Here is a 20,523-nt window from a genome sequence, read left to right as displayed (position 1 = left end):
CCGAAACAAACGTAGGAGCGGGTTTACCCGCGAAGCGCCGCGCGGGCGGCGCTCGGTCTCCCAGGCGCTGCATATCTTCTGACAAACACCTGTCAGCCCTAATGCGATCCCTGTGGCTTCCCTGCGATGGGCCGCAATGCGGCCCCAGTTGCTTGAGCGAGCAGCATTACCGGTTTACCGGGGCGTTTTTATTGGCCGCTCCATGCCCTCGGCGTGCAAGCCTGAACGGGCGATAAGTCCGCTGAATACCTGCCCAAACCCGCCCCTGCCGCCGTGTCCATCAGCCATGTCGCTTTTTGTCGCAGTCTTTTCGACGGCAATTGTTTCCATCACCTTCAAATGCGTAGCGTTACCGGCTAGTCTCGCAGGCATCCATATCGCCGTAGTCTTCCAACCAGAACGAGCCGGCCATGACAGAGTTGTCCCGCACGCATGGATTCGCGACTCAGGCCTTGGGCCTGCTGGACGGGCGTTTCTTCCGGCCGCCATTGCCGGACGGGCACGTGCTGCGCCCGCGTTTGTGCCAGCGCTTGCACGCCGGCCTTGGTGGGCGCTTGCTGCTGGTCAGCGCGCCGGCCGGCTTCGGCAAGAGCTCGCTGGCCATCGAGTTCTGCGAGGCGCTGCCCGATCACTGGCGCAGCCTCTGGCTGGGCCTGAGCCAGCGCGATGCCGACCCTGGGCGCTTTCTCGAGCGGCTGCTCGAAGGCCTGCAGCAGTACTGCCCGGCGTTGGGCGGCCAGGCCATGGGCCTGTTGAAAATGCGCCAGCGCCATCAGCCATTCGCCTTCGAGGAGTGGCTCGATGGCCTGCTCGACGAGCTGGCGCAGTACCTGCGTGCTGATACGCCGTTGCTGCTGGTGCTCGACGACTATCACCTGGCCCAGGGGCCGGTACTCGACCGCTGCCTGCAGTTTTTCCTCAACCATTTGCCGCCGGGCCTGGTGTTGCTGGTTACCAGCCGGCAGCGGCCGGACTGGCACCTGGCACGTCTGCGCCTGTCACGGCAGTTGGTCGAGCTCAACGAACAGGAGCTGCGGCTGACCGCCGAAGAAGCGCTGGCGGTGATCGGTCGCCAGCCCAACGGCTTGCGAGGCCAGGCGCTGGACAACCTGATCCAGCGCAGCGACGGGTGGGTGGCGGGGTTGCGCTTCTGGCAACTGGCGGTCAGCGAGAGCGCCGACGAACAGGCTCTTCCGCAGGCCCTGCACGGGGGCGAGGGCCTGATCCGCGACTATCTGCTCGAAGAGGTCATCGACATGCTGCCTGCCGACGTGCAGGCCTTCCTCGATGAAACCGCCTGCCAGGAGCGCTTCTGCGCCCCGCTGTGCGATGCGCTGCGGGGGCGCGACGACAGCGCCGCGATCCTGCGCTTCTTGCAGGCACACCAGGTGTTCCTGGTACCGCTGGACGAGCATGGCCACTGGTTCCGCTACCACCACCTGTTCTCCGACCTGCTGCGCAGCCGCCAGGCCAGTGAGCCACTGGCCGACCTGCACCTGCGTGCCTGCCGCTGGTTCGAGCGCCAGGGGTTGCTGGATGAAGCCGTGGAGCAGGCCCTGCGTGCCGGCCACCTCGATGTCGCTGCCGACCTGGTACAGAGCCTGTCCGAGGAACAACTGCTGGCCGAACAAAATGTCGGCATGCTGCTGCGCTGGAAGATGGACCTGCCCGACAGCCTGCTGATCAGCACCCCGCGGCTGATCGTGCTGTACAGCTGGGCGCTGGGCCTGGCCTGCCAGCTGGATGCGGCTGAAGAACTGGCAGGCCACCTCAGCCGCTTCCTGCCTGCACCTTCGGCGACCGCGCAAAAGTCCATGCTGGCCCAGTGGTTGGCACTGAGCGGTGTCATCGCCCGTGGCCGCGGTGATCGTGAGCGCACCCTGGCCTATTGTGGCGAAGCCCTGCAGAGCCTGCCCGGCAAGCGCTATGGGCAGCGCCTGGTCTGTTTGTCGACGTTGTCCAACCTGGCGATTGCCGATGGCGACTTCTGGCGCGCCCGTGGCTGGAACCGTGAGGCGCTGGAGCTGGCCCAGCGGGTCGGCAACCCGTTGTTCGAGGCGTTGGCGCATTATGACCGGGCGCGGGTGTTGCACGCCCGTGGCGAGGTGCTGCGCGCACTGGATGAAGTGCGCCAGGGGCTGCAGCGCCTGCAAGGGCTCTCGGCGCAGCGGCTGTATGCGGTGCGCGCCCGCCTGACGCTGTATGAAGGCTACCTGCTGGTCTCGCGCCTGCAACCGGCCCAGGGCCGGGCACGTTTGCGCGCGGGGTTGGGTGAGGCACGTGCCTGCCGCGACATCAGCGTGCTTATCGGCCACTGCGTGATTGCCACCCTCGATGGTCGCGAAGGGCAGTTCGCCGAGGCCTTTGCCGAACTGGCCGAGGCGGAACGGCTGATGCATATCTGGGACGTGCCGCCGGTTTACTACCTGGCCATGATCACCCTGGTCAAATGCGAGCTGTGGCTGGCCCAGGGGCGCGTCGACCTGGCCGAGTCCTGGTTGCTGCGCCTGGGCCAGACCTATGGCGGTGAGCAGCCGGCGGCGGCGCCAGAGTTTCACCCGCTGCTGCCGGTGCATATCGCCCTGCAGCAGGCGCTGCTCGAACGGGTGCTGTCACGTCGCACAGAGGCGCTCGAGCGCCTGGCCGGGCTGGTCGAACGCGGCCAGGCCAGCGGCGGCATGATGCTCACCGTCAGCGCGCTCAGCCAGTGGATGCTGCTGTTGCTGGACGAAGGCCGCGATGGCCAGGCCGCGCAGTTGTTGCCCGGCTTGCTGGAGGCCGCACGCGGGGGCGTGCTGCAACCGTTCCAGCCGTTGCTGCAGCGGCACCCGCAGTGGCTGCAGGACCAGTTGCTGGCCAGGGCTGGCTGCCCGGTGCAGGTCGACCTGTTGGGGCATTTGCCAGCGTTGCCAAGCGCCCCAGGCGGTTGCTGCGAGGCCCTGAGCGGCCGTGAGCTGGCTGTGCTCGAACTGATCGCCCAAGGTTGCTCCAACCAGCAGATCAGCGAGCGCTTGTTCATTTCCTTGCACACGGTCAAAACCCACGCCAGCCATATCAACAGCAAGCTGGGCGTGGAGCGGCGGACCCAGGCGGTGGCCAAGGCCAAGTCACTGGGGTTGCTGGCGTAGTGCTGGCGGTGCTGGCTACCGCCCGTTAAAGTAATGGCCTCGGGCCATGTTCGCGGCCGATAATGCTCGATGCTCATCTTTCCCGGCCAGCTGCCGATACAGCGATCGGTGGCATCGCCTCGCGCGATTTTTCAATCATTCCAGGGCAGGTCGTGTTGATGCTGCAGTACGGGCAAAAGAGCTTTCTGATCGTCGACGATTTCACCGACTTTCGCACGTCGACCCGTTCCATGTTGCGTGAGTTGGGTGTGCGCGACGTCGACACCGCCGACAGCGGCGAGCAGGCGCTGCGCATGTGCGCGCAGAAGCGCTATGACTTCATCCTGCAGGACTTCCACCTGGGCGATGGCAAGAAGAATGGCCAGCAGGTACTCGAAGACCTGATCATCGACAAGCACATCAGCCATGAGTGCGTGTTCATCATGGTCACCGCCGAGAGCAGCCAGGCCATCGTTCTCAGTGCCATCGAGCACGAGCCCGATGCCTACCTGACCAAGCCGTTCAACCGGGTGGGGCTGGCCCAGCGGGTCGAGAAGCTGTTCCAGCGCAAAACCCTGCTCAAGCCGATATTGCAGGCGCTGGACCGCAACCGCCCGGGCGAGGTGCTGGCGGCATGCGCCGAGCTGTGCAAAAGGGACCCGCGCCTGGCACCCCTGTGCCTGCGCTACCGGGCCGATGCCTTGCGCAACCTCAACCGCTTCGATGAGCTGGAGAAATTTCTCAAGGCCATTCTCGCCAGCCGCCCGCAACCGTGGGTGTACGCGGCGCTGGGGGCCTTGATGCACAAACGTGGCCAGAATGCCCAGGCCCAGGGCGTATACGAGCAGGCGCTCAAAGCCTTCCCGATCATGCCAGCCTTGTACGATGGCATGGCCGAAGTGCTGGTGGCCCAAGGCGAAAGCAAGCGTGCGCAGAGCCTGCTGGAAGAGGCAGTGCGCCTGTCGCCATTGTCGGTGCGGCGGCAGTCGACCCTGGGCAAGCTGGCGCTGGAAAACGAAGACTTCGAAAGCGCTTCCAAGGCCTTCCGCCATGCGGTGAACCAAGGGCAGAGTTCGCGCTACAAAGACCCGGAAAACAACTTGGGCCTGGTGCAGGCGCTGATGAGCAAGAATGCAGGCTTTGGCCTGGACGCCCGTACCCGCGTCGAGATCAACACCACGCTCAGTGAAGTGGCCAAGGAAAACCCCGAAGACCAAGGCTTGCAGGTGCGTGCGCGGATGATGAAGGCCGCCAGCCTGCAGCAGGCCGGTGACCCGGAAACGGCTGCCAAGCTGACCGATCAGGCCATTCTGCGCCTGGACAAGATGAACCAGTTCTTCTCGGTCGATTCGGCCCTCACCGTCGCCGCGCAGTTGCAGGCGATGGGCCAGGAGGCCGCCGCCATCGGCGTACTGAAAAGCTGTGTGGAAAGTTATGGCGATGACCCCAAGGTCATGGAAAAAGTGGGCAAGCTGACGGACGACCCGAGTGTGCTCAACGCCATTACCGAAGCGGTCACCCTCAATCGCCAGGGTGTGCGCAGTTACCAGGGAGGGCAGCTCGGCGAGGCGTTGCAACTGTTCCGCAAGGCGCTGGGTCTACAGCCCAGGAACATCAGCATCGCTCTGAACACCGCCCAGGCGCTGCTGCGCATTGGTGGTGAAAACCCCCAGCCCGCGATCATGCAGGAATGCCGCGACGCCTTGACCAGCGTGGCCGGTATCCCTGCCAGCGACAATCGCTATGACCGTTACCGCAAACTGCACATCCGAGTGTTCGGCGCATGAATCAAGACAATCAGGGGCTGGATTTTTCCACGGTGATCGCCTCCACCGTGCACGACCTCAAAAGCTCCCTCGCGGCGTTGATCCAGTGCCACGGCCAGTGGGTGGAGCGCCTGCCCGAGGAACTGCGCGGCGGCGCCGAGCAAGGGATCATGGAGCACGAGTTTCGTCACCTCAACGGCATGCTGGTGCAGCTGCTGGGGTTGTACAAGCTTGGTGTGAATCAGCTGCCGGTGTGCCCGGACTACCACGAACTGGACGATTTCATCGAGGCCCAGCTGGCGGCGCACGAGGAAGTGCTCAAGCACAACGATATTCTCGCCACCTGGCGCATCGACACCGATAACCCGCTGGGTTTCTTCGACCGCGAGCTGGTGGCCTCGGTGATCGCCAACGTCATCACCAATGCCACCCGCTTTGCCGGGCATGCCTTGTTGATCAGCATCGAAGAGGCCGACAACCAGCTGGCCATTTGCGTCAACGATGACGGCCCGGGTTATCCACAGCGCATGCTCGACCGCCAGGAGGAATATACCCAGGGTATCGACTCGACCAGCGGCAGCACCGGCCTGGGGCTGTACTTTGCCGCGCGCATTGCGGCGCTGCATGAAAGTGGCGGGGTGCGTGGGCGCATCGAGATCTCCAATGGCGGTGCACTGGGCGGTGGCTTGTTCAAGTTGTTTCTGCCGTAGGGATTTGGTGCACCTGCCTGCTTTTCCTGGCAGGCTTTGCGCAGAAACCCGGCTTTACCTGCGAGAACACCATGACCCAACCCCTGCCTGCGCTCATCCGCGAAACCTTCCCTGTCGGGCCTTTGCAGTGCAACTGCACGCTCATCGGCGACCCGTTGAGCAAAAAAGCCATCGTCGTCGACCCGGGCGGTGATCCAGACAAGATCCTTGCTCGCCTGCAGGCCCATGGCCTGACGCTGGTGAGCATCATCCACACCCACGCCCACTTCGATCATTTTCTTGCCTCGGGCAAGCTCAAGACGCTGACTGGCGCCACGCTGCATCTGCACAAGGATGATCAGGCACTGTGGGACAACCTGGAGATGCAGTGCCAGATGTTCGGCGTGCCCTATACCCCGGTGCCGTCGCCTGATCGCTGGCTGGCCGATGACGAAGAACTGGCGTGCGGCTGCGGCGTGGCCTTGCACACCCCCGGGCACACGCCTGGCTCGATGAGCTTCTGGTTCGCCGACGCCAAGCTGTTGATCGCAGGTGACACCTTGTTCCGCCGGGGCATAGGCCGCACCGACTTGTGGGGTGGCGACCAGCGGGCTATCGTGCGCTCGATCAAGGAGCGGCTGTACCGGCTGGACGAGGAGGCCACCGTGGTCACCGGCCATGGGCCTGATACACGGCTGGGTGACGAGATGCGCGAAAACCCGTTCGTGCGTGCCTGACGGCACATGAAGGCGCTTTCATGGAATTTTTCGTTGCCGGTGCGTTCCAAGGCTGGCATAGATGCATTTGCGATCTGTCGCATTCATGAATTGAGTAGGAGCTTGTCCATGTTCACCATGCGTCGTCTGATTATCGTCGCAACTGCCGCTGCCCTGATGACCGGCTGTGCCAGTCAGAACCCTTACGACAACCAAGGGCAGGCGCAGGGCTCTACCGGGATGAGCAAGACTGCCAAGTACGGTGGCCTGGGTGCGCTGGCCGGTGCGATCGCCGGTGCCGCCATCGACCACAACAACCGTGGCAAGGGCGCCCTGATCGGCGCTGCCGCCGTGGGCGCTGCCGCCGCCGGTTATGGCTACTATGCCGACAAGCAGGAAGCCGAGCTGCGCGCGCAAATGGCCAACACCGGTGTGGAAGTGCAGCGCCAGGGTGACCAGATCAAGCTGATCATGCCGGGCAACATCACCTTTGCCACCGATTCGGCCAACATCGCGCCAAGCTTCTACCAGCCGCTGAACAACCTCGCCAGCTCGTTCAAGCAGTTCAACCAGAACACCATCGAAGTGGTCGGTTTCACCGACAGCACCGGCAGCCGCCAGCACAACATGGACCTGTCCCAGCGCCGGGCGCAGGCTGTCAGTACCTACCTGACTTCGCAGGGTGTGGATAGCTCGCGCCTGTCGGTACGTGGCATGGGCCCTGACCAGCCAATCGCCAGCAACGCCGATGCCAATGGCCGTGCGCAGAACCGCCGTGTCGAAGTGAACCTGAAGCCGATTCCAGGCCAGCAGTATGACCAGCAGCAGGGCCAGGTGCAGCAGTATCCCTGAATAGGCATGGGGCCGCGTTGCGGCCCCGTTTGTTTCAGCGCCCTACGCTGGCCTGAATCGCCGTCAGGGCAATGGTATGGACGATATCGTCCACCTGCGCCCCGCGTGGCAGATCGTTCACCGGCTTGCGCAGGCCCTGCAGCATTGGCCCCAGGCTGACCCCGTCGGCACTGCGCTGTACCGCCTTGTGCGTGGTGTTGCCGGTGTTCAGGTCGGGGAATACGAAGACCGTGGCGCGCCCGGCCACCTGGCTGGTGGGCGCCAAGTCCCGGGCAATTGCCGGGTTGGCTGCAGCGTCGTATTGCAGCGGCCCATCGATCAGCAAGCCTTGCGTGGCGGCCTGCGCCAGGCGGGTCGCCTCGCGCACTTTCCCCACTTCCTCATCGCTGGCCGAATCGCTCGAATAACTGATCATCGCCACCCGTGGCGCGATGCCGAAGGCTTGCGCCGATTCGGCACTTTGCCGGGCAATCTCCGCCAGTTCGGCGGCGCTTGGGTGAGGGTTCATCACGCAGTCGCCGTACACCAGTACCTGCTCGGGGAACAGCATGAAGAATACCGACGATACCAGGCTCGCCCCCGGCGCGGTCTTGATCAACTGCAGGGCAGGGCGGATGGTGTTGGCGGTGGAATGCACCAGCCCCGACACCAGGCCGTCCACCTCATCCAGGGCCAGCATCATGGTGCCGATCACCACCGGGTCTTCCAGTTGCTGCTCGGCCATTGGCGCGTTGAGGTTCTTGCTTTTGCGCAGCTCCACCATCGGTTCCACATAGCGCCCGCGAATCAGCTCCGGGTCCAGTATTTCCAGGCCTGGTGGCAGGGTGATGCCCTGCGCGCGGGCGACCGCGTCGACATCCTCGGGCTTGGCTAGCAGCACGCAGCGGGCGATGCCACGGGCCTGGCAGATGGCCGCTGCCTGCACCAGCAGCGGCTCTGCACCTTCTGGCAGAACAATGCGCTTGTTTGCCTGCTGCGCGCGCTGGATCAATTGGTAGCGGAACACCGCCGGTGACAGGCGCAGCTCGCGCGGGGTGCCACAACGTTGGTGCAGCCAGGTTGCGTCGAGGTGGCTGGCGACAAAGTCGGTGATGAACTCGGCGCGTTCGCGGTCGTCCACCGGGATTTCCCGGTTGAGCGAATTGAGCTGGTTGGCGGTGTCGTAGGAACCGGTACTGACCGACAGGATCGGCAGGCCCGCCTGCAGCGCCCCGCGGCACAGCCCGAGGATGCGAGCGTCCGGTTTGCTGTCACTGGTCAACAACAGGCCGGCCAGCGGTACGCCATTGATCGCAGCCAGGCTGACGGCCAGGATGATGTCGTCGCGGTCGCCCGGTGTGACGACCAAGGTGCCGGAGGTGAGCAGCGGCACGGTATTGGCCACGGTGCGCGCGCAGATGATGATCTTGCTCATGCGCCGTTGTTCGTAATCGCCGGCATTGAGCACCTGGGCGCCAAGCAACTCGGCCACGTCGCGGGTGCGCGGTGCGTTCAGCTCGGGCTGATAGGGGATGCAGCCCAGCAGGCGAAAGTCATTGCCGCGCAGCAGCGGCGAGTGTTCGCGCAGGCGGGTGGCGAAGTCGGCCATGCTTTCGTCGGTGCGGACCTTGTTGAGGATCACCCCCAGTACTTTCGGGTCGCGTGGGCCGCCAAACAGTTGCGCCTGCAGTTCGACCCGCCCGGACAGCTCGCTGAGCACTTCGTTTTCCGGCGCCGAGACCAGGATCACCTCGGCATCCAGGCTCTTGGCCAGGTGCAGGTTGACCCGCGCGGCATAGCTGGCGTGGCGCGTGGGCACCATGCCTTCGACCACGACCACGTCATTGCCGATGCAGGCTTGCTGGTAAAGCCGGATGATTTCTTCCAGCAGTTCGTCCAGTTGGCCATCGCCGAGCATGCGCTCGACCTGGGCCAGGCTCATGGGCACGGGGGGCTTGATGCCGTGGGTACGGGCGACCAGTTCGCTGGAGCGTTCGGGGCCGGTGTCGCCCGGGTGGGGCTGGGCGATGGGCTTGAAGAAACCCACCTTCAGCCCGGCCCGTTCCAGGGTACGCACCAGGCCCAGGCTGATCGACGTCAGGCCGACACCAAAGTCGGTCGGCGCAATGAAAAATGTCTGCATGCGTGCTTCTCGAAATAAGCGGTGCAAGAAATTAACGGCCAAGGGTAGCGCTATCGGCCCCTTGTGCGCACCAGCCACATGCGAACGGCTGGCCGATACGTTGCAGGCGCTGGGCCGGGTCGAGCACCCACGGGCGTGCCTGCCACGGCGGTTGGTGGCGCAGGTGCTGGGTGTGGCCGCAGGACAGCTCGGCTACCCAGTGGCCTTCTTCGTCCTGGTGAAAGCCGATGATCCGACTGATGGACCGTTGCTGCACGCCAGTGCGTTCGCAATCGGGCGGTGGCTTGGTTACACTGGTGCGCTCTACATTCTTTTGCAAAAGGTCTTGCCCCATGCTGATCGCCGCCAACAAGGCTGTCTCCATCGACTATACCCTGACCAACGACGCCGGGGAGACCATCGACAGCTCCGCCGGTGGCGCGCCGCTGGTTTACCTGCACGGTGCCGGCAACATCATCCCAGGCCTGGAAAAAGCCCTGGAAGGCAAGCAAGCCGGTGACGAACTGGAAGTTGCCATCGAGCCGGAAGACGCCTACGGCGAATACCTGGCCGAGCTGGTCAGCACCCTGAACCGCAGCCTGTTCGAAGGCGTCGACGAGCTGGAAGTGGGTATGCAGTTCCACGCTTCGGCGCCGGATGGCCAGATGCAGATCGTGACCATCCGCGACGTGGACGGCGACGACATCACCGTTGACGGCAACCACCCGCTGGCTGGTCAGCGTCTGAACTTCAAGGTCAAGGTCGTCAACGTGCGTGACGCCAGCGACGAAGAAATCGCTCACCGTCACATCCACGGTGAAGGTGGCCATCACCACTGATTTTCTGCGCTAAGCTCAGAAAGTCGCCAGGCGCTCGGGCAAGCCGATCTGCCTTCCTACGGGAGGTGGGCGGTTTGAACGGGCGCCTTTTTAGTGGGCGCGATTTGCCTGCGCGGCAACCCGGAAGCTGAGAGGGGGTTCATCATGAGTGCATTTCACGAGCTGAAACTGGAGGCGCTGAACGGCGGGGAACTGCCCCTCGCACCGTTCAAGGGCCAAGTGGTGCTGGTGGTCAACGTGGCTTCCAAATGTGGTCTCACACCGCAATACAAGGCGTTGGAAAACCTCTACCAGGTCTACAAGGACAAAGGCTTCAATGTGCTTGGCTTGCCGTGCAACCAGTTTGCCGGGCAGGAACCTGGCAGCGCAAAGGAAATCCAGGAATTCTGCAGCCTCAACTACGGGGTGAGCTTCCCGCTGGCGGGCAAGCTTGAGGTCAACGGGGCGCAGCGCCATTCGCTGTATCGCCTGCTGGCGGGTGAGGGCGCCGAGTTCCCCGGCGACATCACCTGGAACTTCGAAAAGTTTCTGGTGGGCAAGGACGGCCGGGTGCTGGCGCGTTTTTCTCCCCGCACGGCGCCAGATGACCCGGCGGTGGTGCAGGCCATCGAGAAAGCGTTGGCCTGACGCGGTCCCTGTGTAGGAGCGGCCTCGTGTCGCGATCGGGCTGCAGAGCAGCCCCTCGATAGCTGCAACAATGCCGATATCCGGGGGCCGCCTTGCAGCCCGATCGCGACACGAGGCCGCTCCTACACAGATCGCATAGCACCCAGCCTCGAAGCTGGTGAAGTCGCAGCCTGGTTCCGGGCCGCATGCAGATACCCCTCGAACTGTTCGACAATCGCCGGCCAGCCCTGGCGGCTGGCATGCTGCCGTGCATTCAGGCGCACGCGACGCAGCGTTTCCTCTTCCTCCAGCAGCCAGCAGGCGGCTTCGATGAATGCGGGCTGGTCGCCCGGCATGGCCAACGCACCGTTGTGGCCATGGTGGATATGTTGCGCAGCTGCCGCCTGGTCACAGGCAACCACCGCCAACCCCGAAGCCATGGCCTCGAGCACTACGTTGCCGAAGGTTTCGGTTGTGCTGGGGAACAGGAACAGGTCGCCACTGGCGTAATGTTCTGCCAACAGTTCGCCGCGCTGGGCGCCGCAGAAGAGCGCCTCGGGGAGCTGCTGCTGGAGGGCGGCGCGCTGCGGGCCGTCACCCACCAGGACAAGGCGCAGGCGTTTGTGTGGGTAGGTTTGCTGCAAGGCCTGCAGGCAAGGCTGTAGCAGGCGTAGGTTCTTTTCTGCCGCCAGGCGCCCGACGTACAGCACGGCGATGTCGTCTGCCCCCAGCCCCCAGCTTTCGCGCAAAGCCTGGCTGCGCCGGGCTGGGTTGAACAGGCAGGCGTCGACCCCGCGGGCCAGCAACCCCAGGTGCTGGAAGCCGCGGCGCTCAAGCTCAAGGCGCTGGCTTGCGCTGGGCACCAGGGTGACCGCCGTGCGCCGGTGGAACCAGCGCAGGTAGAGGGTGAGCAAGCGGCTCAGCAAGCCCAGGCCGTAGTGGCCGGAGTACTGCGGGAAGTTGGTGTTGAAGCCACTGACCACCGCCAACCCCAGGCGCCGGGCAGCGCGCAGCGCGCTCAGCCCCAACGGCCCCTCGGTGGCGATGTAGAGCACATCCGGGGGCTGCCGGCGCCAGCGGCGTAGCAGCGTGTGCATCGACACCTCGCCCCATTGCAAGCCTGGGTAACCCGGCAGGCCCCAGCCGCGGCACAGCACCAGCTGTGGATCATGCTGTGCGTGGTTATCGCCGGCCTGGCGTGGGCGTACCAGCTCAACCTGATGGCCGCGCTGGCGCAACCCTTCGCTCAAGCGCCCAAGGGTGTTGGCCACGCCGTTGATTTCGGGTGGGAAGGTTTCGCTGACGAGGGTAATGCGTAGTGCAGGTGTGTTCATGGCAAAAGTTTCTGCCTGCCCGATTGCGTCAATGTGACGGTCACGTGGCGCGCAGGTGACAGCTGACCATCGGCTTGTGCAGCGTGCAGATTATTTCCTGGTGCGCCGCTCAAGGGGCCGTGCCGTCGGCCGATGAAGATGCATTCGACCACCTGTTGCGCTCCAGGAGAGCGGTGATGTTCAACAACAAGCTCAAGCAAGAAAACCGGCAACTGCGCGAAGACCTGATGTGTATCGAACAGGTCAAGAGCAGCCTCGACAGCGAGATGCTGGTGCTGCAACTCGACCCCCAGGGACGGATCGAGATGGTCAATGGCAACTTCGAGAGCGAGATGCTCTACCGGGCCGACCAACTGCTTGGACGCAACATCGAGGACATCGTCCCCGCCCATGTGCGATCGCTGGACTTCTACCAGCGGATGAAAGTTGCCATCACCCGTGGCGAGCACCTGAACGGTGCTTTTCGCCTGTTGCGCGGCAATGGCCAGGAAGCCTGGCTGCGCTCGATCCTGCAACCGGTCAAGAACAGCGAGGGGCGCATTCGGTACTTCACCCTGCATTCCAGCGACCTGACCCGCACCATCGAGGCTTCGCGCGAACATGAGAGCCTGATCAAGGCGCTGATGCGCTCCACGGCGGTCATTGAGTTCGACCTCGACGGTAACGTCCTCACCGCCAACGAGCGCTTCCTGGCCACGGTCGGCTACCGCCTGGAGCAGATTCGCGGCAAGCACCATCGTCTGTTCTGCACGCCGGAAGAGGCCAACTCAACCGCTTACCAGGCATTCTGGGACAGGCTGCGTCGTGGCGAGTACGTGGCTGACCGCTTCAAGCGCATCGATGCCCACGGCCGGGTGGTCTGGTTGGAGGCCTCCTACAACCCGATCTTCGATGCCCACGACGTGCTGTACAAGGTGGTCAAATTCGCCACCGTGATCACCGACCAGGTCAACCAGGAACAGGCGGTGGCCGAAGCGGCGGATGTGGCCTACACCACCTCGCTGGGCACCGATGCCAGCGCGCGCAAGGCTACCGGGGTGGTCACCCAGAGTGTCAGCGTGATGCGCGGCCTGGAAGCTTCGATGCAAGAGGCGGCCGAGGGTATCCAGGCGCTGGACACGCAGTCGCGGGTGATCGGCTCGATCATCAAGACCATCAGCGATATTGCCGGGCAGACCAACCTGTTGGCGCTCAACGCGGCCATCGAGGCCGCCCGTGCAGGCGAGCAGGGGCGCGGGTTTGCCGTGGTTGCCGACGAAGTCCGGCAACTGGCGTCGCGTACCAGCAGCGCCACCGAGGAAATCGCCCGGGTGGTGCAGCAGAACGAGCAGTTGGCGCAAGCGGCGGTGACGATCATCGACACCAGCAAGCGCCAGGCCGAACAGGGGCTGGCGCTGGCCGATCAGACGGGCAACGTGATTGTCGAGATCCAGGACGGGGCGAAGCGGGTGGTGGATGTGGTGGGGCAGTTTTCCAGCCGGTTGGGGCACTGAAACCCAAACCAGACGCGCTCTGCTTTTTGTAGGAGCGGCCTTGTGTCGCGATAGGGCCGCAAAGCGGCCCCAACAATTTGTGCATTAACGTTGAGATCCTGGGGCCGCGTTGCGGCCCTATCGCGACACAAGGCCGCTCCTACAGAGATCGCATAACGCCCAGGGATCAGTCCCGCTCCCGCACCCAGAACAACGTAGCCCCGGCCACCGCCGCCGGCATCATCAGCACGTTCACCCCCGGGATCAGCAACGCCAGGTACGTCACCCCGCCAAAGCCCAGGCTCTGCCAGCGCTTCTGGCGCAGCCAGGCGAGCATGTCCTGCCAGCTCATCTTGTTGTTGTCTGCCGGATAGTCGATGTACTGGATGGCCATCATCCATACACCGAAGATCAGCCACAGCGGCGCAGCTACCACGTTGACCACCGGAACCAGCGAGAGGATGAACAGGCCGATGGCCCGTGGCAGGAAGTAGCCCAGCTTGCGCATTTCGCGACTGAGGGTACGCGGTACCATTGCCAGCAGTTCGCCCCAGCTGAACGCCGGGAAGTTGTCTTCGCCACGTACCACCACTTCAACCTTTTCGGCGAGAAAGCCGTTGAACGGCGCGGCGATGACGTTGGCGGCAAGCGTGAAGGTGAAGAACACCATCAACACCACCAGGGCGACGAACAACGGCCAGAGAATGTACGTGAGAAAGCTCAACCAGCTGGGCAAGGTCGGCATCAGGGTATCCACCCACAGGCTGAACTGGTGCCCGGCGAAGTAGATCAGGCCACCGAACAGCAGCAGGTTGACCGCCAGCGGCAGCAGCACGAACAAGCGCAGGTTGGGGCTGAGCACCAGTTTCAGGCCTTCGCGCAGGTATTGGGGGCCAGAGAGGACAGGGGCTTGCATCAGGGTACTCCGCAGAGAAGGGAAACGCGCTGACCTTACCGAGTTTGGCGTGCCGACGAAAGGCAGCATGGGGTCGGGAAACCGGCTGTAACAAAAGCATCGACAGTATGATCACCGATGAAATCGCAGCATAGACGATGCCTATGAGGTGGATTGTCGAAGGATATTTCCTTAATCTTTGCGACCTCGCTACAGTGCGTTCAACTTTCCGCTTTCTGGGCCTGCGCGTTGTAGCCTTCCCCAAGTGCTGCGTGGGTCCTTTTAAATTTTCCAGCTGGCGCCGCCGGTGTATCGAGACCGGCCCGCTCGACAGGAGTTCGACATGTCTGAAGTACGTCATTCGCGCGTCATCATTCTGGGTTCCGGCCCTGCCGGTTACAGCGCTGCGGTCTATGCCGCCCGTGCCAACCTCAAGCCGCTGCTGATCACCGGCATGCAGGCCGGTGGCCAGCTGACCACCACTACCGAAGTCGACAACTGGCCGGGCGACCCGCACGGCCTGACTGGCCCGGCCCTGATGCAGCGTATGCAGGAGCATGCCGAGCGTTTTGAAACCGAAATCGTGTTCGACCACATCAACGCTGTCGACCTGGCCAACAAGCCGTTCACCCTGCAGGGTGACAGCGGCAAGTACACCTGCGACGCACTGATCATCGCCACAGGCGCCAGCGCCCGCTACCTGGGCCTGCCGTCGGAAGAAACCTTCATGGGCAAGGGCGTTTCGGCCTGCGCTACCTGCGACGGGTTCTTCTACCGCAACAAGCCGGTCGCTGTGGTGGGCGGTGGCAACACTGCCGTGGAAGAGGCTTTGTACCTGGCCAACATCGCCAGCAAGGTGACCCTGGTGCACCGCCGCGAAACCTTCCGCGCCGAGAAGATCCTGGTCGACAAGCTCAACGCCCGTGTGGCCGAAGGCAAGATCGAGCTCAAGCTCAACGCCACCCTGGACGAAGTACTGGGTGACAACATGGGCGTGACCGGTGCGCGCCTGAAGAACAACGACGGCAGCAGCGATGAAATCAAGGTCGATGGCGTGTTCATTGCCATTGGCCATACCCCGAACACGTCGCTGTTCGAAGGCCAGCTGACCCTCAAGGACGGCTACCTGGTGGTCAACGGCGGCCGTGAAGGCAATGCTACCGCCACCAACGTCGAAGGCGTATTCGCGGCCGGTGACGTGGCCGACCACGTGTACCGTCAGGCGATCACCTCGGCCGGTGCTGGCTGCATGGCAGCGCTGGACGTCGAGCGCTACCTGGACGGGCTGGCCAACGCCTCGTTTTGATTCGCCAAGCGCCCCAACAGGAAATCGGCTCGAAAGCCTGATGCTGTCCACTCAAGTGTGATCGCAGACTGATTGGGGCTGCTGCGCAGCCCATCGCGACACAAGGCCGCTCCTACAAAATGTGGGAGCTGGCTTGCCTGTGATCAGCTCACAGGCTCAGCCGCATCGACAGGTCGACCGCCTTCACATCCTTGGTCATCGCCCCGATCGAGATGTAGTCCACGCCTGTTTCGGCAATCACCCGCAGGGTGCTCTCGTTGACCCCGCCGCTGGCCTCCAGCTTGGCCTTGCCTGCCGTGATGCGCACAGCCTCACGCATTTCTTCCAGGCTCAGTTCGTCGAGCATGATGATGTCGGCCCCCGCCGCCAGCGCCTCGCGCAATTCGCCAAGGCTTTCCACTTCTATTTCCACCGGTTTGCCCGGGGCAATGCGCTGCGCGGCCGCTACGGCTTGAGCCACGCCGCCGCTGGCGGCGATGTGGTTCTCCTTGATCAGGAAAGCGTCGTACAGGCCGATGCGGTGGTTGTCGCAACCGCCACAGGTCACCGCATACTTTTGCGCCAGGCGCAGGCCAGGCAGGGTTTTGCGCGTGTCCAGCAGGCGCACCTGGGTGCCTTCTACCAGGCTGGCAAGAAAGCGCGCACGGGTGGCGACACCCGACAGCAGTTGCAGGAAGTTCAGGGCACTGCGCTCACCGCTGAGCAGCGAACGGGCCGGGCCTTCGAGGTGAAACAGGGGCTGGTTGGCGCTGGCACGGTCACCGTCAGTGACTTCCCAGTGCACCGCCACCCGCGGGTCGAGCTGACGGAACACCGCATCGACCCAGGCAGTGCCGGCAATCACACAGTCCTCGCGGGTGATGATGGTCGCCTTGGCCAGGCGCTCGGCCGGGATCAACTGCGCGGTGATGTCGCCACTGCCGATGTCCTCCAACAGCGCACGGCGCACGTTGGCTTCGATTTCAGCGGTCAGGTCGGCTAGGCGTAGGTTCGGCATGGTCGGCTCCACAAGCAAGATGCCGGCGATTATAGGGCAGGGGGCTGGTGTGTACAGCCGCCTTGGCGACGACCTTTGGTCGGCGGGTGGCGGGCGCCTGCCTGGGCTGAATCCGTGCTGGCAGCGCTGCGGGTTTTTGCTGATAATGGCGACCAGTATTTGGCGTCATAGCTTTGACGACACCTGCTACGGCGGGCCACACACCCTGCAAGGAGTCCAGGATGCATGAAGAAGGCAAGGTGGTGCCCCTGGCGGCAGCCATCGACCGAGGCCGGCGTGCGCCTCTGCCTTGCCTTCCGGTATTGCTGTTGCAAGTACGCGACAAGGCCGCCCTGCAGTTGCGGCTGGGCTTGCAGGCGCTGTTCGACAACGCTGACGACACCCTGTTCGAGATGGCTGACAAAGCCTTCGAGCACGCCGACCAGAACTTGTATTTCGAGGCCATGCGCGACCTGCGCCTGAAGCGCAAAAGCATCGAGCGTGGCTTTCTCGACATCTTCCATGCCACCTTCGCCCGCATCGGCCAGGCGGACCTGTTGCAGTACCTGGCCCTGCCGGGGAACACATGCGGCAAAGCGCAGGCCGAGCGGGGCGCTGCTGTCGAAGGCATGGTGGAGCGGGTGCTGGCCCGTCACCGCCCGGCCTTGCAACAGCTGGGGCTACGCTTGCAGGTGGTGCTCGACCGCCCCGTGTACGAGCGCGACAACCCGCTGGGGCCCGCTGCATTATGCGGTTACTTCCTCGATGCCGGGCGTAGCCTGGGGGTTTGCCTGCGGGTGAAGCTGGTGTTGCTCACGCTGTTCGAGCGCTATGTGCTCAGTGATGCCGATGTGATCTACGGCGAGGCCAACCAGCTGCTGGCGGCCGCCGGTGTGCTGCCCGAACTGCAACCGCTTCCGCGCCGGCCTGCCGAGCAGCGGCGCATGGGCGCGCGACGCTGCCCGCCCATGCCAGGCCAGGATGTGGGCGCGGACGCGGCCGGGCAGGCGTTTTTTGCCTCGTTGCAAACCCTGCTGGCGCCGGTGCGGGGGCAATTTGCCCCACGTTTGCAGGCGGTGGCTGCCGCCCAGCCGATCAGCACTGCCGACCTGCTGCGGTTACTGACCCACTTGCAGCACTACGTGCCTGCCACGCACGAGGCAGATGATTTCGAGCTTGGCCAACAGCTTGAGCAATTGCTGCTGCGGGTCAGCGTGCGCAGTGGTATACGCAGGCGCATCGCGGTCGCCGACGAAGACATGATCAACCTGGTGAACCTGCTGTTCCGGTTCATTCAGCAGGACGACAACCTGCCGGCCAGCCTGCGGGCGCTGATCATCCGGCTGCACATTCCCCTGCTGAAGGTGGCGCTGCTGGACAAGGGGTTGTTCAGCCGGGCTGGCCACCCCGCGCGTCGGCTGCTCAACGAAATCGCAGCGGCAGCGATCGGCTGGGAGAGCGGCCGCGAAGATGTGCGTGACAGTCTGCACGTGCGGGTGGCGCTGATCGTGCAACGCGTGCTCAGTGATTTTGACGAAGACACCCGCGTGTTCGACGACCTGCTGCAAGATTTTCTGGCGTTCAGCCAAGAAGAGCGGCGGCGCAGCGATTTGCTCGAGCAACGTACCCGCGACGCCGAAGAGGGCCGCGCACGCACCCTGCAGGCCAGGCACCAGGTGCAGCAATTGCTCAACCAGCGTCTGCGCGGCCAGGTGTTGCCCCAGGTGGTGGTGCAGATGCTGGTACAGGCCTGGAGCCAGGTCCTGTTGCTGGCCTGGCTGAAGCACGGCGAGGGCTCCAGGGCGTGGTGCGATGCCGTGCAGACCATGGACACCCTGCTGCACAGCGTGACCCCGGGGCGTGAGCCGCAAACCTTGTTGCAGCAGGTGCCAGGCCTGCTCAAGGCGTTGCGCGACGGCCTGGCCAGCGTGGCGCAGGACTCGCTCACTACCCGCGCGTTCTTCCAGCAGCTTGAGCGGTTGCACCTGTGCGCCTGCGGGGGAGGCCAGTGGCAACCCCTGGACCAGGTGCGGGTGACGCAAGCGATTGTCCTGGCAAGTGCCGAAGAACCAGGCTGCCCGCCGCCAGGGGGCGACAGCGGGCACGCTGCGGCAGTGCGCCAGGCGCAGCGCCTGCGCGTCGGAACCTGGGTCCAGGTGCTGGATGAAGACCCACCGCTGCGCTGCAAGCTGGTAGCACGTGTCGAGAACAGCGACAGGCTGGTGTTCAGCAACCGCACCGGCCTGAACGTGCGAGAGTGGAGCAGCGCCAGCCTGGCCAGGGCACTGCAGCGCGGCGAAGTGCGGGTGCTGGGTGACGGGCTGTTGTTCGAGCGTGCACTGGAGGCCGTACTTGACGGCCTGCGCCCGTGATCTTTCACCTGCACAGGGCGTGAGCCGCAAGGCATACTGTTGTCCTGTTCAAGGCGTTTTCAGGATCTGCCCCATGCAATTGGACCGTGCCACTGGCTGGTTCCACGGAAACGGAATCACCCATTGCCCTTCGCCCAACTTCAATGCTCGGCCGGAAGGTGAAGCGATTTCCCTGCTGGTAATTCACAACATCAGCTTGCCGCCGGCGTGTTTCGGTACCGGCAAGGTTCAGCAGTTTTTCCAGAACCGCCTGGACCCCCAGGAACACCCGTACTTTGCCAGCATCAGCCACCTGACCGTGTCTGCCCACCTGTTCGTCGAGCGTGATGGCGCGGTGACTCAGTTCGTGTCGTTGTGCGACCGCGCCTGGCATGCAGGTGTTTCGTGCTTCGACGGCCGCGAGGGCTGCAATGACTTTTCCATCGGCATCGAGCTGGAAGGCACTGACGACCTGCCCTATACCGATGCCCAGTACACTGTCCTGGAACAGCTCACCCGGCACATCTGCTGCGCCTGGCCGGCCATCGACCTGGGCCGTATCCAGGGTCATAGCGACATTGCCCCGCAACGCAAGACCGACCCCGGCCCGGCATTCGACTGGCCGCGCTACCGTGATGCGCTGCAGCACAACGAGGACAAGGCATGAGTTTTCTGGTGTTGGTGCTGGCGCTGTGGGTCGAGAAGTTCTCGGCCCTGCGCCATCAGGTGCAACGTGACGGTTTTTTCCTTGGTGAGCTGGTGCGCCTGGAGCGCAGCGGCAAGGTTCACCCGTGGTGGACGCTGACGCTTCTGGTGCTGGCACCGGTCGCCCTGCTGGTCTTGCTGTTGCACGTACTGGAGCCGGTGGCCTATGGCCTGCTGGCGCTGCCGGTGCATCTGCTGGTGTTGGTCTACAGCCTGGGCCGCGGTGACGCCAAGGCGTCGCTTGGCCCGTTCCGTGACGCTTGGCGCCGGGGCGATGACCAGGCCGCCTTGCACGGGGCAGAGCGCGACCTTGGCCTGGCGGCCGATGAGCCGCACACGTTGTTGGTGCGGGTGCAGGGCCACTTGCTGTGGCAGGTGTACCAGGGCTTCTTCGCCGTGATCTTCTGGTATTTCGTGCTGGGGCCGGGGGCAGCGTTGGCGTATCGGTTACTGGCGCTGTGCGCTGGGCACAGCGGGCAAGCGGTGCTGAAGGCGCGCGCCGAGCAGTTGCGACACATCATGGACTGGCTGCCGGTGCGCGTGCTGGCGTTGAGCTTTGCCTTGGTGGGTAATTTCCTGGCGGTGACGCGGGTGATGCTGCACGAGGTGCTCAACTGGCACATCAGCGCCGCACACCTGGTGGCCCGGGTCGGGCGCGTTGCCGACGACATTCCCGACGATGAAGACAGCCAGCGTGGGTTGGGGCGCCTGGACAGCCTGTGGGAGCTGCTGCTGCGCTGCGCGGTGTTGTGGTATGCCGCGTTTGCGCTGTGGACGGTGCTGGCCTGAAATCAGGCGGGCGGCAGCG

General features: G+C 64.1%; 17 protein-coding genes and 1 pseudogene. 13 read left to right on the top strand and 5 right to left on the bottom strand.

Going from position 1 to position 20,523, the window contains the following annotated elements; all coding sequences use genetic code 11:
• Positions 1–410 precede the first annotated feature (410 nt).
• The 5 genes from ACF8SD_RS02080 (at position 411) to ACF8SD_RS02060 (ending at position 7,130) form a co-directional block, all read left to right on the top strand.
• Positions 411–3,128 (top strand): LuxR C-terminal-related transcriptional regulator, encoded by a 2,718-nt coding sequence (locus ACF8SD_RS02080; protein ID WP_392483480.1) that lies wholly within the window; start codon positions 411–413, stop codon positions 3,126–3,128.
• A gap of 158 nt (positions 3,129–3,286) precedes the next feature.
• Positions 3,287–4,894, top strand: coding sequence for a response regulator (locus ACF8SD_RS02075; RefSeq protein WP_392483479.1), 1,608 nt, complete (start codon positions 3,287–3,289; stop codon positions 4,892–4,894).
• Positions 4,891–5,583 carry a sensor histidine kinase KdpD gene (locus ACF8SD_RS02070; protein WP_009682688.1) on the top strand — a complete coding sequence of 231 codons (693 nt, stop codon included), beginning with the start codon at positions 4,891–4,893 and terminating at the stop codon, positions 5,581–5,583. Before ACF8SD_RS02075 ends, ACF8SD_RS02070 begins: the two co-directional genes overlap by 4 nt.
• A 71-nt stretch (positions 5,584–5,654) precedes the next feature.
• Entirely contained in the window at positions 5,655–6,299 is a 645-nt protein-coding gene (locus ACF8SD_RS02065) for an MBL fold metallo-hydrolase (protein ID WP_392483478.1), read from the top strand.
• 108 nt (positions 6,300–6,407) lie between these two features.
• Entirely contained in the window at positions 6,408–7,130 is a 723-nt protein-coding gene (locus tag ACF8SD_RS02060) for an OmpA family protein (RefSeq protein WP_029887746.1), read from the top strand.
• A 34-nt stretch (positions 7,131–7,164) separates the two neighbouring features.
• Here ACF8SD_RS02060 and pta read toward each other — a convergent pair whose 3' ends face one another.
• A complete protein-coding gene (gene pta, locus ACF8SD_RS02055) occupies positions 7,165–9,252 on the bottom strand; it encodes a phosphate acetyltransferase (protein ID WP_173887599.1) in 2,088 nt (695 codons plus the stop codon).
• Positions 9,253–9,283: 31 nt separating this feature from the next.
• Positions 9,284–9,586: a DUF3565 domain-containing protein gene (locus ACF8SD_RS02050; protein WP_173887600.1), complete on the bottom strand. Its 303-nt coding sequence runs from the start codon at positions 9,584–9,586 to the stop codon at positions 9,284–9,286.
• Between ACF8SD_RS02050 and ACF8SD_RS02045 the strand changes: the two genes are divergently transcribed.
• Together ACF8SD_RS02045 and ACF8SD_RS02040 are read left to right on the top strand one after the other, a co-directional pair.
• Positions 9,585–10,070, top strand: a complete 486-nt coding sequence (locus ACF8SD_RS02045) for a peptidylprolyl isomerase (RefSeq protein WP_173887601.1) — start codon at positions 9,585–9,587, stop codon at positions 10,068–10,070. The two genes, ACF8SD_RS02050 and ACF8SD_RS02045, sit on opposite strands and share 2 nt — an antisense overlap.
• A 144-nt stretch (positions 10,071–10,214) precedes the next feature.
• Positions 10,215–10,697: a glutathione peroxidase gene (locus ACF8SD_RS02040; RefSeq protein ID WP_392483477.1), complete on the top strand. Its 483-nt coding sequence runs from the start codon at positions 10,215–10,217 to the stop codon at positions 10,695–10,697.
• Between the two features lie 122 nt (positions 10,698–10,819).
• On the opposite strand, the gene ACF8SD_RS02035 is transcribed toward ACF8SD_RS02040, so the two are convergent.
• Entirely contained in the window at positions 10,820–12,010 is a 1,191-nt protein-coding gene (locus ACF8SD_RS02035; RefSeq protein WP_392483476.1) for a glycosyltransferase family 4 protein, read from the bottom strand.
• A gap of 176 nt (positions 12,011–12,186) precedes the next feature.
• Between ACF8SD_RS02035 and ACF8SD_RS02030 the strand changes: the two are divergent.
• Together ACF8SD_RS02030 and ACF8SD_RS02025 are read left to right on the top strand one after the other, a co-directional pair.
• Positions 12,187–12,963, top strand: a pseudogene (locus ACF8SD_RS02030) (PAS domain-containing protein); the annotation flags it as partial.
• Positions 12,964–13,071: 108 nt separating this feature from the next.
• Positions 13,072–13,503: a methyl-accepting chemotaxis protein gene (locus ACF8SD_RS02025; RefSeq protein ID WP_370649550.1), complete on the top strand. Its 432-nt coding sequence runs from the start codon at positions 13,072–13,074 to the stop codon at positions 13,501–13,503.
• Between the two features lie 166 nt (positions 13,504–13,669).
• On the opposite strand, the gene cysZ is transcribed toward ACF8SD_RS02025, so the two are convergent.
• Positions 13,670–14,398: a sulfate transporter CysZ gene (gene cysZ, locus ACF8SD_RS02020; RefSeq protein WP_392483475.1), complete on the bottom strand. Its 729-nt coding sequence runs from the start codon at positions 14,396–14,398 to the stop codon at positions 13,670–13,672.
• A 322-nt stretch (positions 14,399–14,720) separates the two neighbouring features.
• Here cysZ and trxB point away from each other — a divergent pair, with 322 nt between their 5' ends.
• On the top strand, positions 14,721–15,683 hold the full coding sequence (gene trxB, locus ACF8SD_RS02015; protein WP_003247318.1) for a thioredoxin-disulfide reductase: 963 nt from the start codon (positions 14,721–14,723) through the stop codon (positions 15,681–15,683).
• 148 nt (positions 15,684–15,831) lie between these two features.
• Here the strand turns inward: trxB and nadC are convergent, their stop codons facing one another.
• Positions 15,832–16,680, bottom strand: a complete 849-nt coding sequence (gene nadC / locus ACF8SD_RS02010) for a carboxylating nicotinate-nucleotide diphosphorylase (protein WP_173887607.1) — start codon at positions 16,678–16,680, stop codon at positions 15,832–15,834.
• 221 nt (positions 16,681–16,901) lie between these two features.
• On the opposite strand from nadC, the gene ACF8SD_RS02005 reads away from it, so the two are divergent.
• The 3 genes from ACF8SD_RS02005 to ampE all read left to right on the top strand — a co-directional run bounded on the left by ACF8SD_RS02005 (position 16,902) and on the right by ampE (position 20,504).
• On the top strand, positions 16,902–19,031 hold the full coding sequence (locus ACF8SD_RS02005; RefSeq protein WP_392483474.1) for a DUF1631 domain-containing protein: 2,130 nt from the start codon (positions 16,902–16,904) through the stop codon (positions 19,029–19,031).
• Between the two features lie 73 nt (positions 19,032–19,104).
• Positions 19,105–19,677, top strand: a complete 573-nt coding sequence (ampD, locus tag ACF8SD_RS02000; protein ID WP_173887609.1) for a 1,6-anhydro-N-acetylmuramyl-L-alanine amidase AmpD — start codon at positions 19,105–19,107, stop codon at positions 19,675–19,677.
• The gene (ampE, locus tag ACF8SD_RS01995; RefSeq protein ID WP_392483473.1) at positions 19,674–20,504 is read left to right on the top strand and encodes a regulatory signaling modulator protein AmpE; all 831 of its coding nucleotides are present in this window, start codon (positions 19,674–19,676) and stop codon (positions 20,502–20,504) included. Before ampD ends, ampE begins: the two co-directional genes overlap by 4 nt.
• Positions 20,505–20,523: the final 19 nt, after the last annotated feature.

This window comes from Pseudomonas sp. CJQ_9, from assembly GCF_043106615.1.
GTDB lineage: Bacteria > Pseudomonadota > Gammaproteobacteria > Pseudomonadales > Pseudomonadaceae > Aquipseudomonas > Aquipseudomonas juntendi.
Note: the sequence above shows the minus strand (reverse complement) of the source record. Positions and strands in the feature narration are given on the sequence as shown.

Bases quoted from the DNA above. Each gene is read 5' to 3' on its own strand.
- ACF8SD_RS02080 (WP_392483480.1), top strand. From the start codon at position 411: ATGACAGAGTTGTCCCGCACGCATGGATTCGCGACTCAGGCCTTGGGC.
- ACF8SD_RS02075 (WP_392483479.1), top strand. From the start codon at position 3,287: ATGCTGCAGTACGGGCAAAAGAGCTTTCTGATCGTCGACGATTTCACC.
- ACF8SD_RS02070 (WP_009682688.1), top strand. From the start codon at position 4,891: ATGAATCAAGACAATCAGGGGCTGGATTTTTCCACGGTGATCGCCTCC.
- ACF8SD_RS02065 (WP_392483478.1), top strand. From the start codon at position 5,655: ATGACCCAACCCCTGCCTGCGCTCATCCGCGAAACCTTCCCTGTCGGG.
- ACF8SD_RS02060 (WP_029887746.1), top strand. From the start codon at position 6,408: ATGTTCACCATGCGTCGTCTGATTATCGTCGCAACTGCCGCTGCCCTG.
- pta (WP_173887599.1), bottom strand. From the start codon at position 9,252: ATGCAGACATTTTTCATTGCGCCGACCGACTTTGGTGTCGGCCTGACG.
- ACF8SD_RS02045 (WP_173887601.1), top strand. From the start codon at position 9,585: ATGCTGATCGCCGCCAACAAGGCTGTCTCCATCGACTATACCCTGACC.
- ACF8SD_RS02050 (WP_173887600.1), bottom strand. From the start codon at position 9,586: ATGGGGCAAGACCTTTTGCAAAAGAATGTAGAGCGCACCAGTGTAACC.
- ACF8SD_RS02040 (WP_392483477.1), top strand. From the start codon at position 10,215: ATGAGTGCATTTCACGAGCTGAAACTGGAGGCGCTGAACGGCGGGGAA.
- ACF8SD_RS02035 (WP_392483476.1), bottom strand. From the start codon at position 12,010: ATGAACACACCTGCACTACGCATTACCCTCGTCAGCGAAACCTTCCCA.
- ACF8SD_RS02025 (WP_370649550.1), top strand. From the start codon at position 13,072: ATGCGCGGCCTGGAAGCTTCGATGCAAGAGGCGGCCGAGGGTATCCAG.
- cysZ (WP_392483475.1), bottom strand. From the start codon at position 14,398: ATGCAAGCCCCTGTCCTCTCTGGCCCCCAATACCTGCGCGAAGGCCTG.
- trxB (WP_003247318.1), top strand. From the start codon at position 14,721: ATGTCTGAAGTACGTCATTCGCGCGTCATCATTCTGGGTTCCGGCCCT.
- nadC (WP_173887607.1), bottom strand. From the start codon at position 16,680: ATGCCGAACCTACGCCTAGCCGACCTGACCGCTGAAATCGAAGCCAAC.
- ACF8SD_RS02005 (WP_392483474.1), top strand. From the start codon at position 16,902: ATGCATGAAGAAGGCAAGGTGGTGCCCCTGGCGGCAGCCATCGACCGA.
- ampD (WP_173887609.1), top strand. From the start codon at position 19,105: ATGCAATTGGACCGTGCCACTGGCTGGTTCCACGGAAACGGAATCACC.
- ampE (WP_392483473.1), top strand. From the start codon at position 19,674: ATGAGTTTTCTGGTGTTGGTGCTGGCGCTGTGGGTCGAGAAGTTCTCG.